Raw genomic sequence first — 13,056 nt, forward strand, 5'->3', positions numbered from 1 at the left:
CGGATCCATGGCCAAGCTCTATTTTCACTATTCGGCGATGAACGCCGGAAAATCGACCTTGCTCCTGCAGGCGGCGCACAATTACCGCGAACGCGGCATGGAGGTGATGCTGTTCACCGCCCGGCTGGACGACCGCGCCGGAATCGGCCGGATCGCCTCGCGAATCGGGCTGGCCAAGGATGCCGAACAGTTCTTCGCCGGCGAGGACCTGTTCGAGCGCGTGCGCCAGAGGATGGAGGACCACGGCCCGCTGCACTGCGTTTTCGTCGATGAGGCGCAATTCCTCGAACCGGACCAGGTCTGGCAACTCGCACGGGTGGCCGACCGTCTGGGCGTGCCGGTCATGGCCTACGGATTGCGCACCGACTTCCGTGGCGAACTTTTCCCCGGCTCACGCGAATTGCTGGCGATCGCGGACGACCTGCGCGAGGTTCGCACGATCTGCCGCTGCGGCCGGAAGGCGTCCATGGTCGTCCGGCTCGGGCCGGACGGCAAGGTCGTGCACGAGGGCGCGCAGGTGGTGATCGGTGGCGAGGAGCGCTACGTCTCGCTTTGCCGCCGGCACTGGGAAGAGGAAATGGGCCGCTGGCAGGCCGAGGACCTGGTCGGCTTCGCCGGACGCTGAAGATGCATTCCAGAAGCATTTTCTGCAATTCTTGCGAGAATATTCCTTCCATACTGCCAAAATGTCCCATGTCATTGCCGGGCATTTTGTGTATGCTGCGCAGCGAAGGACGACCATCAATATCCCGCAAGGAGGACATTATGAAGATTCGTACCGTGCTCGGCCTCTCCATCGTTGCCGCCATGTCGGCGCTGGCCGTGCCCGCCCATGCCGAGGGTGACGCCGCCGCCGGCAAGAAGGTGTTCAACAAGTGCCGCGCGTGCCACGACGTGAATGGCAAGAACAAGGTCGGTCCGCATCTCGACGGCATTATCGGCCGCACCGCCGGTACTGTCGAAGGCTTCAAGTATTCGGACAGCATGAAGGCGAAGGGCGAGGAAGGCCTCGTGTGGAACGAGGAAACCATCGCGGCCTACATGAAGGACCCGAAGGATTACATCCCGAACAACAAGATGGCGTTTGCCGGCCTGAAGAAGGACGAGGACATCGCCAACCTCATCGCCTACCTGAAGGCACCGAACTGACCGGTTCCAAGGTCATGTGACATGCGTCACGGGCGGGGCAGGTTGCCCCGCCTTTTCTTTTGGGTTCCGGCATGGCCAGTCTTTCAATCGCAAGGGGCCATACCTATAGTCAATTCAATCGTGGCACAGGCAGGCTTGAGGGGAAAATCCATGGCCCAGCTTCAGAATTTCGACCAGGAAATCGAGCGGACCCGCCAGCAGGTCGAAAGCATGCGCTCCAAGATCGAGCAGTCCGGCGTGATCCTGGAGAAGTTCGCCAAGGCGGACGCGAAGATCGGCGAGGCGGATTTCGACATCGAGAATGCGCGGATCCAGGACGTGATCCAGCAGCAGAAGACGATGGAGGCGAACATCGCCGATCTCATCATCGGCCTGGAAGATGCGACGAATGTCTTCGGCTCCGAATTCGAGAGCATGAAGAACTATACCGGTTGGGAGAAGTTCATCGGCATCTTCTCCAAACAGAACATGCAGCGCATGCGCACCGAACGCGTGCGCAACATGTCGCTGGCCGGCAACCTCCAGGAATTGCTGTCCAAGTCCGACACGATCGTCGGCATCCTGAAAAACCAGAAGCAGGTGCTCGACAGCCGCTATGCCAGTTCCGAAGCCAGCCTGAAGCAGGTGCTGGAGCGCCGCAAGGATGCCATGGCGCGGCTTGAGGAGACGCAGAAGCGCATCATGGAACTCAACCCGATGCTGCTCGACGTGGAAAACCGTATCGCCGCATCGACCGACCAGAAGACGCGCACGGACCTGGAAAGCGAGCGCTCGCAACTGGCGACCGAATACAACGAGGCGCAGGCGAAGGAGCAGGAACTGCTGGCCGAAAGCCAGACGCTGGAACGCTACACTTCGATGTTCCAGACCTTTGTCGATTCGCTCAACAACCAGAAGGCCGCGCAGCAGACGCTGATCAACAAGCTGACCATCGATACGGAGCAGCGCATCGTGCTCTACAAGGCGCTGGAGGATTCCTTGAAGACGGCGGCGCAGCAGGATGTTGCCCACAAGATCAACACGCTGGGAAGCCAGGTCGACAATACCGCCGAGGAGACCATGGCGGGCATCGGCGCCGCGGCGCAGAAGCACATCGGCGACCTGCTGGAAATGCACGAGAAGAACATGGTCGTGACCGCAGACATCCAGCGCCGCAAGAAACTGGCCGACGAGGATTTCGCGCGCCGTTTCGAGGAGGTGATGCGCAAGCACAACGCGGCCGATTACGTGAAGCAGGGCTGAGCCGGCGAAGGTTGCCCAGGCCATGGCCGATTCCGCAGACACGCCGGCAGAACGCTATTTCACCGCCATCCGGTCGGCCCTTGCCGGGCTGGACACCTTCCTGCGCGACGATTCGTCGCCGCTCTACCGGCACGGCATCGTGGCGGAAGTGCTGGTGGAGTACCTGGCGCGGCTGGAAACCTCCTTTGCCTGCTGGCGCAACCGGCTGGGCTTTGCCGACCGTTTCCGCATCAGCCGGGCCGAAAGCGGCTATCCGGTGTTCCAGAACGTGCTGGAACTGGAAAACGACAAGGCGAAGGCGACCGAACGGCTGGCTGCCATTCCGCAAGGTGATGAATTGCGCGCCGAGATGGCGGATTTCATCCTGCGCCACAAGGCCATGCCGACAGCCCTGCAGCAGGCCATGGCGGAGCGGCTCTACCTTGAAAGCCTGAAGGACGGGCAGGTGTTCTCGCCGCTGGTGCTGCCGCGCACGGTGCGGGTATCGGTCAACCCGAAGGCGATGCGGCCCTATTATCTCGTCCACTGGGGCGCCTTCGACGGCACGGCCAACCTGCCGCTGGTCTACATGGCCGCGGTGGAGGACAGTTCGGAGGCCATGGTGCGCGACCTGGTGGACCGCAAGGGAAAGCTGCGCAAGGACGTTCCCATTCCGCTTCCGGTCGAAGGCCTGCTCAACCCGGAACTGGCCCACGCCTTCGACGATTTCTGCGCGCGCAATTCCGCCTATTCGCTGTCGCCGGCGACGATCGCGACCAACATGGACAAGGATTTCCCGGCGCTCCATCCCAAGCAGCTTCGCCGCATCGTGCTGGGGCCGTTCTATTCGGCCGGGATCACGGAAAACAATTCCATCGTCTCCGACGTGCTGTCCAGGGTGTTCAAGCCGGAAAACGCCTGGCTGCTGACCTGGACGGTTCAGGAGGTGCAATCGAAGGCGGAGGTGCCGGGCCAGCGCGGCTTCTGGTCCTCGACGCCGGCGCGCCAGGAATTCCTGATCAACACCGACGACCTGGAGGCCGCGCGCACCGGGGTCTCTGCCTATGAGAAACATGCCCTGCTGCCGCACGAAGCCTACCAGGCGCTCTACGCGGCGGGCGAGGCGCGCAAGATCTTCGACGGCTATACCGTGCACACCATCGCCGGCGGGCAGGTGGTGAGCGATGTTTGAGAGCGCAGCCTTGCGCGGATTTCGGGGACACTGCCCATGGATACCGGCCTGACGACGATCCACGAGGACGATATCGCGAAACACATGGCCACGGCGCAGAGCTTCGTCACGCGCATGGTGGTGATGGAGGACGGCGACGGACGCTCGCCGACAGCGCTGGCGGGCACGGGCCGGCGCTTCGTCTCCACCGTTTCGACGGGTGCCGCGCGGCGCACCCGCGAGGTGGAGCTGACGAAGACGATCCAGGCCATCGGCAAGGGCGACGCGCTCCTGTCGATCCCGGCCCACACGCTGCTCTTCCGGGCGCGGCGCGGGCTTGCCATCGCGCTGGCCGTCGGCGACGTGTTCGCGCAAGGCTCGGCGCTTGAGAGCCTGCAGGCGCAGAACCGGCGCGCGCCGCTGGAAGGCGCCGACGCGACCGAGTTCCGCCATCTGATGAACGCCCAGGCCTATGTCGCGGCCTTCGCCTTCGCCTCCTATCTCGCACAACTCATCGAAAGCACGGATGAACCGGCCAATGACGTCGCGGAGCCGGACTTCCTGTTCGACACGGCGCAGGATGCGCTGAAAGCCATGGTTTCCGGCCTCGACAAGGCGATTGCCGCAGCGGACGGGGACGCCGTGATGACGGCGCGCGCCAAGGGTTTCGCGCGTGTCGCGCTGGAGGGGCTGATCGCGCGCAAGGGCCGTTTCACCGGGCTTGGCGCCTTCGAGGACGTGCATCTGCACATCGAGGCGGACGACTTCACGCTCAACGGTTTCGATGTCCTGCCGGGGGCCAAGCGCAAGCCGCTGGTGATGACGTTCAAGAAGCCCGAGGAGATCATCGGCAACCACATCGCCAAATACCAGGCGATGCGGCTGGCCAAGATGCTGATGGCCTATGATTTCGACCGGCAGATGAATCCCTTCGTGGACCTCGGCGGCTTCCTGTTCACCTTCATCGGCGACGGCGCGCCGGGCACGGGCAAGACGATCCTGATCCAGATGACGGCAGGACTGATCCACGGCTACTGCCAGGTGGCCGGCTATCCCTTCCACTACGAGAATTTCGGCGTCGACCAGATTTCCTCCTACCAAGGCAAGTCCGGCCAGAACTGCAAGGCCTTCATCGACAACGTGCTCAATCCGCGGGCCATCGGCTTCGGCACGATCGACGACATCGACCAGGTCGCGGCGCGCCGTTCCGACGACCGGGCGTCGGCGGGCCAGCACGAGATCACCGGCGTGCTCATGGGCGCCTTTGCCGGGGCGTCGACGGTGGTGCGCGGGAACTGCTCCTTCGGGATGTTCTCCAACTATCCGGAAAACGTGGACGATGCGCTGCGCCAGCGCGCCGGCGCCCGCTGGCTGGTGGACGGGCCGCAGACGCTCGAGGACTATGTCGACATCTTCGTGCTGCTGGCCGGCAAGAACCACGCCATTCCGCTGGGCGACCACGAGGTGGGTGCGACGCAACAGATCAGGCAGGCGGTATCGGTCGCCTACGAGCAGCATTCAAAGCCGCAGGAAGAAGGGCTTCGCAAGGTCCATGACCGGTTCCTCAACGACCATGGCGAACCGAGGACGATGGCCGACATCGGCGCCTATCTGCACATGATCAAGCAGGCTGAGCCGCGCTTCACCGGCCGGGCCATCAAGAACATCACCGATGCCATCAAGATGCGCGCCATGGACATCGACCTGCCGGACGACTGGTTCGAGGCGCCGGAGACCTTCATGCACAGGTCCTACGACGAGAAGAAGGCGATGATCGAGGAATTGCGCGGGCCCTTCGACATGGCCATGGTGATGCAGGAAATCAACCGCTACGCCGACAGCGAGTTCCGCTATTCCGACCGGGCAGACGAGGCGGCGGTATCGCGCATCGTGCGCGACCAGAAGCTGCGCGAGCGGGCACTGCGCGAGATCGAGGACATGAAGCGGCGAGGGGTCTGGGCAGGATCATGAAACGCCTGGTCGATTCCGAACTGATCTACGGACGGCTGCTGCCGATCAGCGAGCCGCACCTGATCGCGCGCTACAACAAGGCGCTCAAGGCATTCGGCCTGGCGGAAACGAAGCTGACATCCTTCGAGATCGACCGCACGGGTTTCTCGCCGCAGGTGGCGGAGGAACTGGGCGACTACGACTATCTCGATCCCAACGGCATCAACCGCCGCTTCATCATCCTGACGCCGGCGCAGCGCGACCTGCCCGTCGTCCACACGCGGTTTTCCAATACCTCCCAACTCATGTTCGAGTTCATGCAGGCCAATGCCCGCGCCATCAATGCGCTGACCATCAAGGACGTGATCTTCGGCGAGATCGAGGATTCGGTTTCCTTTGTCGATGACGTGGAGGACCTGCTGTCGATCAACCAGGTGCAGTTCCGCGTGCTGTCGGCGGAGGACGTGGTGGGCAAGGCGGCGCAATTGCGCGAACTCGTCGACCGGCTGAAGACGGAGCCCGATGCCTGGCGCGACAACGCCATGCTGGAAACGATGGTGGATCTCGCCAAGGTCACCGGCGACATCCGCGAGAACGCTTTGGTGCCGGACAAGGTGGTGTTCCGGCACAACACCTTCTGGACCAGCCATTTCGGCGGGCTCTACGTCTTCATCGACACGCACATGACAACGGTGATCGCCCGCCCCGATGCGCCCGGTTTCCGCCGCTCGCGGCCCTGGCAGGTTTCCTACCTGTCGCTGGACGACCATGAGCGGGTGTTCCGCTTCCTGGCGGAGACGGGCAGGCTGGACCTGCCGCGCGCCTCGTGGCTGGAGGAATCGGGCTATCTGGAGCATCGCGCCGAAATGAAGGTGCGCCAGCTCATGCACCAGCTCGAACCGGAAAAGGACCTGACGCAGGTCGACACGGTGTGGGTGCAGACGTGGATGCACCGCTATGCCGACCTCATCAACCACGAAGGAACCTATCCGTTCCTGATGTCGGCGAAGCGCGCGGTCACCCAGACCGGACGGCTGGACGTCGGCCGCGTCGAACCGGACAAGCGGTTCCTCGTCGTGCGGGCCAAACCGGACCATCCCGATGCCTGGCTGACCAACCGGCTGATCTCGGATTTCGTGCCGTTCGATTTCGTCTCGCGCTACGTGTTCAACAAGCAGGGTTTCTACGACGACTATTCCGGCTTCACGGATACATGGCGCGAGAACGTTGTTGAGACGCTGAAAAGCACTTATCTGAAAGACAAGGCGGGCTTCCGGCTGCGCCTCTACGGGCTCAAGGATTGAGGGGAGCGCCATGATCGACCCGATCATCAATTTCTTTACGATGGTCTTCCAGTGGATCGGACGCGGCATCGGCATCGTCATCGGCTGGCTCCTGTGGCCGTTCCTCTGGCTCGGGCGCTGGTGGCTGCAGAAGGGCTGGATCGTCAAGACGGTCGTGGGCGCCATCGTCGCCGGCATCGTCGCCTTCTATGCCTATTTCATCGTCCAGACGCAGATCTGGACCAACTTCAATCCCGATTACGTCACGGCCTATGATTTCGGCCAGCGCACGACCTTGCCGGGGGATCCTGTGGAAGGACAGGCGGGCGCCTGCGGCGTGTCCTCCATCGTGGAGGTGGCCGCCGACCTGACCGACTTCAACGTCAACCAGAATGCCTGGATTCCCTCCATGCTGGCTTCCAAGATGGGCCTGTTCGGCATGGACTGGAAATACACGCCCTTCTTCGACAACAAGGCGGCGTTCCAGCTCGGGATCAACGAAATCCTGCGCCGTACCTCGTTCGAACTCGTGGACCGGCTCGGCCGCGTGCGCGGCACGTCGCAGATCGACCAGAACCTCCAGGATGCGCGCCAGAACCTCAACTACAAGGAAGACCTCTGGTACGTGACCACGCAGGCGCCCTATTTCATCGCGCCGACGCCGGCAACCTACCGGACCGCCGTGCGCAACCTGCGCGCCTTCAACCAGCGCCTGGCAAGCTGCGACGCGACATTCGATCCCCGCGCCGACAACCTCCTGCGTTTCCTCGACACCATGACCAACGCCATCGGTTCGACCTCGGACATCCTGCGTGACCAGATCGAGGTATCGAACGCCGGCTGGTTCGACACGCGGGCCGACGACCGGTTCTGGTTCGCCTACGGCCAGCTTTACGCGCTGAACGGCATCATGGCCGGCGCCCAGAGCGATTTCCAGGGAATCGTCAACGAACGCGGCCTGGGCCGGACCTGGGAAGAGGCCTCGCAGCAATTGCGTTCGGCGCTCGACATGCGCCCCTGGATCATCTCGAACGGCGCGGAATCGGCGTTCATCATGCCGTCGCACCTGGCCACGATGGGCTTCTACGTGCTGCGCGTGCGCGCCAACATGACGGAAATGCGCGACATCCTCGACCGCTGACGGGAAAACCGCTCGTGTGCGCCGTGTCGCGAACGGTGCACGGAGTGGCTGAAACGGGCAAGCGGGACCGTGCCATTGCGTGGCTTGTTTGCGGCCTGTTCAATTCCTCAACCCCGTGGGAGGAGCGGCATGGCCGAATTCAAGTCCGACATCGAAATCGCGCGCGCGGCGTCCAAGAAGCCGATCCAGGAGATCGGCGCCAGGCTGGAAATCCCGTCCGATCACCTGCTCCCCTACGGCCATGACAAGGCCAAGGTCTCGGCCGACTTCATCGCCTCGCTCGGCGACCGCAAGAATGGCAAGCTGATCCTCGTGACGGCGATCAATCCGACCCCGGCGGGGGAAGGCAAGACCACGACCACCGTCGGCCTCGGCGACGGGCTGAACCGCATCGGCAAGAAGGCGGCGATCTGCATCCGCGAGGCCTCGCTTGGCCCGTGCTTCGGCGTGAAGGGCGGCGCGGCGGGCGGCGGTTACGCGCAGGTCGTGCCGATGGAGGACATGAACCTCCATTTCACCGGCGATTTCCATGCCATCACGGCGGCGCACAACCTGCTTGCGGCCATGATCGACAATCACATCTACTGGGGCAACAAGCTGGAGATCGACACCAGGCGTGTCGCGTGGCGGCGGGTGATGGACATGAACGACCGGGCGCTGCGCCAGATCGTCGGTCCGCTCGGCGGGGTCAGCAACGGCTATCCGCGCGAGACCGGCTTCGACATCACGGTCGCCTCGGAGGTCATGGCCATCCTGTGCCTGGCCTCCGACCTGAAGGACCTGGAACGGCGGCTTGGCGACATTATCGTCGCCTACCGTCGCGACCGCACCGCCATTCGCGCCCGCGACCTGAACGCAGACGGCGCCATGGCCGTGCTGCTCAAGGACGCGATGCAGCCCAATCTCGTGCAGACGCTGGAGAACAATCCCGCCTTCGTGCATGGCGGGCCGTTCGCCAACATCGCCCATGGCTGCAATTCGCTGGTGGCGACGAAGACCGCGCTGAAACTGGCCGACTACGTGGTTACCGAAGCCGGTTTCGGCGCCGATCTCGGGGCCGAGAAGTTCTTCGACATCAAATGCCGGAAGGGCGGACTCAAGCCGGCCGCCGCCGTGATCGTGGCCACGATCCGCGCCATCAAGATGAATGGCGGCGTCAAGAAGGACGATCTCGGGGCGCAGAACCTGGCCGCGGTCCAGAAAGGCTGCGCCAATCTCGGCCGTCACGTGGAGAACGTGAAGCAGTTCGGCGTTCCGGCCGTGGTGGCCATCAACCACTTCGCCGGGGACACCGACGCGGAGATCGAGGCCGTGAAGGACTATGTCGCCTCGCTCGGCGCGGAAGCCATCGTGTGCCGCCACTGGGCGGAAGGTTCGGCGGGCATCGAGGACCTGGCGCACAAGGTGGTCGAACTGGCCGAATCGGGCCTGTCGCAATTCGCGCCGCTCTACAGCGACGAGATGGGGCTTTTCGACAAGATCGACACGATCGTCCGGCGCATCTATCGCGGTTCCGAAGCCATCGCCGACAAGGCGATCCGCGAACAATTGCGCCGCTGGGAGGCCGACGGCTACGGCAAGCTGCCGGTCTGCATGGCCAAGACCCAGTATTCGTTCTCGACCGATCCCAACCTGCGCGGCGCGCCGACCGATCACGTGGTGCCGGTGCGCGAGGTGCGGCTTTCGGCGGGTGCCGGGTTCGTCGTGGCGATCTGCGGCGAGATCATGACGATGCCGGGCCTGCCGAAGGTGCCCTCGGCCGAAAACATCCGCTTCAACGAAGAGGGCTTCATCGAAGGCCTGTTCTGACCTTTTGCATTCGAATCTGCCCCGACAAGGCCCGCCGCCAGCATGATGGCGGCGGGCCTTCTTGCAATTGATCGCGGCTTCTCCCGTCCGCGGCCTGCCTTGCCTGATGCCTCCGGCCGATCCATCTTGCTTCAAGCAGAAGCTGAAGGACCGGAGAGGCAAGGCGCATGATCATGACCCGCTGGCAATGGATCCTGCACCAGGTCAGCCGCCGGCTTTTTCTTCGCGCGGGCATCATTTCCGCGCTATCGGTGGCCAGCGCGGTGCTGGCCATCCTGCTCAAGGATTACATCCCGGAGAACCTGGTGCTGACGCTGGGTGCCGGTGCCGTCGACAGCATCCTCACCATCATCGCCTCGTCGATGCTGGCGGTCACGACCTTCTCGCTGTCCACCGTCGTGCAGGCCTTCGCGACCGCGGCAACCACCGCGACACCCCGTGCGACCGCGCTGCTCCAGGACGATACGGCGGTGCAGAACATGCTGTCGACCTTTGTCGGCGCGTTCATCTTCAGCCTTGCAGGCCTGATCCTGCTGAAAACCGGCATCTACGGCGAATCAGGCCGTGTGGTGCTGTTCCTCGTCACCATCATCGTCGTCGTGCTGCTCGTGATGACGCTGTTGCGCTGGATCGATTTCCTGTTGTCGTTCGGGCGCCTGGACGAGGTGATCCGCCGCGTGGAGAAGGCCGCAAACGAGGCCATGTCGATGCGCCGCGAGCGCCCCTATCTGGGCGGCATCGGGCTGACCGACCCGGAAACAGGCATCCCCGGCGATTCCTTTGCCGTGGAGACGGAGAGGATCGCCCATGTCCTGCACATCGACATGGAGGCCTTGCAGGAGGCTGCGGGCGCGGAACGACGCGTCTATCTTCTCGTGCTGCCGGGCAGCTACGTGCATCCGGGCCAGGCGCTGGCCCGTGTCTCCGGGTCGCGGGATGACGAACTGGCAAAGGCGGTGCGCAACGCGATCACGACGGGCCATGACCGCTCTTTCGCGCAGGATCCGCGCCTTGGGCTGATCGCCATGGGTGAAATCGCATCACGCGCCTTGTCTCCGGGCGTCAACGACCCCGGCACCGCCATCCAGATCATCGGCCGGGTGGTCAACATCCTGTCCATCTGGGGCCGGAAGCACGAGGTCAAGGATGTGCTTTTCAACCGGGTCCATGTGCCGCCGATCAGCCTGGACGAGTTGTTTGACGATTTCTTCCTGCCGGTCGGCCGGGACGGTGGCGGCGTGGCGGAAGTGCAGGTTCATATCTTCCGGGCGCTCGATGCGCTGCTGGCCATCGGGCGGAAGAACAACGACCCGCGCTATGTCGAGGCCGTCCGGCGCCACGCCCGAATCGCGCTGGAGCGTTGCGAAACCGTCCTCAAGGGGCATTACGAACTGGGCGCTGTCCGGGCAAAGGCGCAAGAACTGGAACGTCTTCTGGACGCCTGAACGGCCAGCCGCGCCGGCCTCCGGCCAGGATTGGCACGCAGCCGCAACTTTTTGTTGAGGCGCGAGGTTGCGGGAACTTTACAAATACAATTTATGGTATATAAAGGCAACAAGACGCAACCTTGAGGCGTCATCGATCACAGGTTCCGGGTTCCCCTGCTTACCCCGGTCCTCCTGTGACCCGCTCCTGGCGGGAGCGGAAGCCCGGACCATCCGCCCGGTCCGGGCTTCCATTTTCCGTTTTCGCGGACAGGCATGGAACCCGGCCCTTGAACGGGCCGGTCATTGCTCATGACCGGTTCGCAAGCCCAAGTGCATCGATCAGCGGTTGCATGCCGGCGCCATAGCGCCGCCACCGCCCCACCGACGCGGTATGGACCGGCTGGCGCACCTGGTCGCGCGACAGGGTCGAGACGCGGCGCTCGGTTTTCCAGAACTCCAGGCAGCGGTCGTTCCAGTCGAGGCCGCAATGGGCGATCAGCGCGCGGGCCGAGGGCTCGGGATCGGCGACGAGCGTCTCGTAGTCCACATCGAGGATGCGATCGCCGAGAACGTGCCCGAAGTGATCCATCATGCCCGCATAGGCGCGCCAATAGGCGCCGAGGGTGGCAAGGTCGCGGGTGTAGCCGTGCTGCATGGAAAGGCCGGAAAGGAAGCAGGAGATGCAGGTATCGGCGGGGTCGCGACGGCAGTGGATGATGGCGGCCTGCGGAAACAGGATGGCAATCAGGCCGAGTTCGAGGAAATTCTGCGGCATCTTGTCGGTGACGCGGACTGCTTTCGCATCCATTGCCTTCAACCGGTCCAGGTAACGGCCGGCCATGGCCGCGGCCGTTCCGGCATCAAGATGGCGCAGCACGTCCATCTGCGCCTCGAAGCTGTTGGCTTCGGGTACGGCATCGTTGACCAGAAGGCCCATGTCGGGCAGTTCGCCGGCGCCGAAGGCTTGCGGATGGCTGGCGATGATCTGCTCGACAAGGCTGGTGCCTGACCGCGGCATGCCGACGATGAAGACGGGGCGGCGGCTGTCCGATCCAAGCCTTGCCTTGTCCGCGATGAAGTCAGGCGTGAAGAGCGCCTTGCGCGCGGCGATCCTCTCTTCCAGGCCGTCCAGATCAAAGGGCGGCATCAGGGCACGTGCCTCGACCATGGCGTCCAGGGCCGCCTCGTGGCGTCCGGTCTGGTCGAGCGCGCGCGAAAGGGCCGCGCCGGCACGAAACCGGGTCTGCGGATCGGCATCCGGGCTTGCGGCGAGCCTTTCCAGCGCGGCGAGTTCCGGTTCGCCGCCGGCAAAGCGGTGGATGTGGCCGAAGGCCACCAGCAGCGCCGGATCATCCGGTGCCTTTGTCCGCGCCCTGGCCAGGACCTCCAGCGCCTCCTCCCGGCGGCCGCTGTCCGCCAGAAGGTTCGCATGTTGGGCGATGAACGGGGTGAACCCCGGTTGCAGGCGAACGGCCTTTGCCATGTGCTGCAGGGCCTTGTCGCCGAGCCCCAGGACGACCAGTGTCTCGGCCAGCTTGGCATGGGCGCGGGCATCGGCGGGCGCCTTGCGCAAGGCCTTTTCAAGCCAGGCCCGGGCCTCGTCATGCAGTCGGGCATTGAAGTGAAGAAGGCCCATCAGGAACAGGGCCTCGGCATTGGAAGGCGTTTCTTCCAGCACCTGACGGGCGATGCGTTCGGCCTCGAACGCGCGGCCGGCAAGGTTCAACTGGTGCGCGCGGCGCAGCATGTCCATCTGGGCCAGCGCCTTTTGTGCCCTGGCGCTTCTGGGGGCGGAAAGGGGAGGGCGCATGACGGGCTCCGCTGCGAGATCACGGCCATCCCTACAGGCAAGACAGGCGGGGCTCAAGCGGGCGCAAACGCGGGCGTTGCATCGCCGCGGAAAAC

10 protein-coding genes are annotated in these 13,056 nt (G+C 63.9%); 9 read left to right on the plus strand and 1 reads right to left on the minus strand.

Annotated features, from left to right (window positions below; genetic code table 11):
* Positions 1–7 precede the first annotated feature (7 nt).
* From ACLB6G_RS10940 to ACLB6G_RS10980, 9 genes are all read left to right on the plus strand, one after another.
* A complete protein-coding gene (locus ACLB6G_RS10940; protein ID WP_410356203.1) occupies positions 8–625 on the plus strand; it encodes a thymidine kinase in 618 nt (205 codons plus the stop codon).
* 140 nt (positions 626–765) lie between these two features.
* Positions 766–1,149 (plus strand): c-type cytochrome, encoded by a 384-nt coding sequence (locus tag ACLB6G_RS10945; RefSeq protein ID WP_410356204.1) that lies wholly within the window; start codon positions 766–768, stop codon positions 1,147–1,149.
* A gap of 150 nt (positions 1,150–1,299) precedes the next feature.
* Complete coding sequence (locus ACLB6G_RS10950) at positions 1,300–2,391, plus strand: hypothetical protein (protein ID WP_410356205.1); 1,092 nt, start codon at positions 1,300–1,302, stop codon at positions 2,389–2,391.
* 22 nt (positions 2,392–2,413) lie between these two features.
* Positions 2,414–3,562, plus strand: a complete 1,149-nt coding sequence (locus ACLB6G_RS10955; protein WP_410356206.1) for a hypothetical protein — start codon at positions 2,414–2,416, stop codon at positions 3,560–3,562.
* Positions 3,563–3,598: 36 nt separating this feature from the next.
* Entirely contained in the window at positions 3,599–5,512 is a 1,914-nt protein-coding gene (locus ACLB6G_RS10960; RefSeq protein WP_410356207.1) for an AAA family ATPase, read from the plus strand.
* The gene (locus tag ACLB6G_RS10965) at positions 5,509–6,795 is read left to right on the plus strand and encodes a DUF6638 family protein (RefSeq protein ID WP_410356208.1); all 1,287 of its coding nucleotides are present in this window, start codon (positions 5,509–5,511) and stop codon (positions 6,793–6,795) included. The genes ACLB6G_RS10960 and ACLB6G_RS10965 overlap by 4 nt, the downstream gene beginning before the upstream one ends.
* A gap of 10 nt (positions 6,796–6,805) precedes the next feature.
* Positions 6,806–7,915, plus strand: a complete 1,110-nt coding sequence (locus ACLB6G_RS10970; protein WP_410356209.1) for a DUF2333 family protein — start codon at positions 6,806–6,808, stop codon at positions 7,913–7,915.
* 129 nt (positions 7,916–8,044) lie between these two features.
* Positions 8,045–9,724, plus strand: a complete 1,680-nt coding sequence (locus tag ACLB6G_RS10975) for a formate--tetrahydrofolate ligase (RefSeq protein ID WP_410356210.1) — start codon at positions 8,045–8,047, stop codon at positions 9,722–9,724.
* 167 nt (positions 9,725–9,891) lie between these two features.
* Positions 9,892–11,169 carry a DUF2254 domain-containing protein gene (locus tag ACLB6G_RS10980; RefSeq protein WP_410356211.1) on the plus strand — a complete coding sequence of 426 codons (1,278 nt, stop codon included), beginning with the start codon at positions 9,892–9,894 and terminating at the stop codon, positions 11,167–11,169.
* 289 nt (positions 11,170–11,458) lie between these two features.
* On the opposite strand, the gene ACLB6G_RS10985 is transcribed toward ACLB6G_RS10980, so the two are convergent.
* A complete protein-coding gene (locus ACLB6G_RS10985) occupies positions 11,459–12,961 on the minus strand; it encodes a tetratricopeptide repeat-containing sulfotransferase family protein (RefSeq protein WP_410356212.1) in 1,503 nt (500 codons plus the stop codon).
* Positions 12,962–13,056: the final 95 nt, after the last annotated feature.

The organism is Zhengella sedimenti (assembly GCF_046506625.1).
Classification (GTDB): Bacteria; Pseudomonadota; Alphaproteobacteria; order Rhizobiales; family Rhizobiaceae; genus Zhengella; species Zhengella sedimenti.

Excerpts from the sequence above, each read along its gene's own strand:
- ACLB6G_RS10940 (WP_410356203.1), top strand. The coding sequence starts at position 8 with ATGGCCAAGCTCTATTTTCACTATTCGGCGATGAACGCCGGAAAATCG.
- ACLB6G_RS10945 (WP_410356204.1), top strand. The coding sequence starts at position 766 with ATGAAGATTCGTACCGTGCTCGGCCTCTCCATCGTTGCCGCCATGTCG.
- ACLB6G_RS10950 (WP_410356205.1), top strand. The coding sequence starts at position 1,300 with ATGGCCCAGCTTCAGAATTTCGACCAGGAAATCGAGCGGACCCGCCAG.
- ACLB6G_RS10955 (WP_410356206.1), top strand. The coding sequence starts at position 2,414 with ATGGCCGATTCCGCAGACACGCCGGCAGAACGCTATTTCACCGCCATC.
- ACLB6G_RS10960 (WP_410356207.1), top strand. The coding sequence starts at position 3,599 with ATGGATACCGGCCTGACGACGATCCACGAGGACGATATCGCGAAACAC.
- ACLB6G_RS10965 (WP_410356208.1), top strand. The coding sequence starts at position 5,509 with ATGAAACGCCTGGTCGATTCCGAACTGATCTACGGACGGCTGCTGCCG.
- ACLB6G_RS10970 (WP_410356209.1), top strand. The coding sequence starts at position 6,806 with ATGATCGACCCGATCATCAATTTCTTTACGATGGTCTTCCAGTGGATC.
- ACLB6G_RS10975 (WP_410356210.1), top strand. The coding sequence starts at position 8,045 with ATGGCCGAATTCAAGTCCGACATCGAAATCGCGCGCGCGGCGTCCAAG.
- ACLB6G_RS10980 (WP_410356211.1), top strand. The coding sequence starts at position 9,892 with ATGATCATGACCCGCTGGCAATGGATCCTGCACCAGGTCAGCCGCCGG.
- ACLB6G_RS10985 (WP_410356212.1), bottom strand. The coding sequence starts at position 12,961 with ATGCGCCCTCCCCTTTCCGCCCCCAGAAGCGCCAGGGCACAAAAGGCG.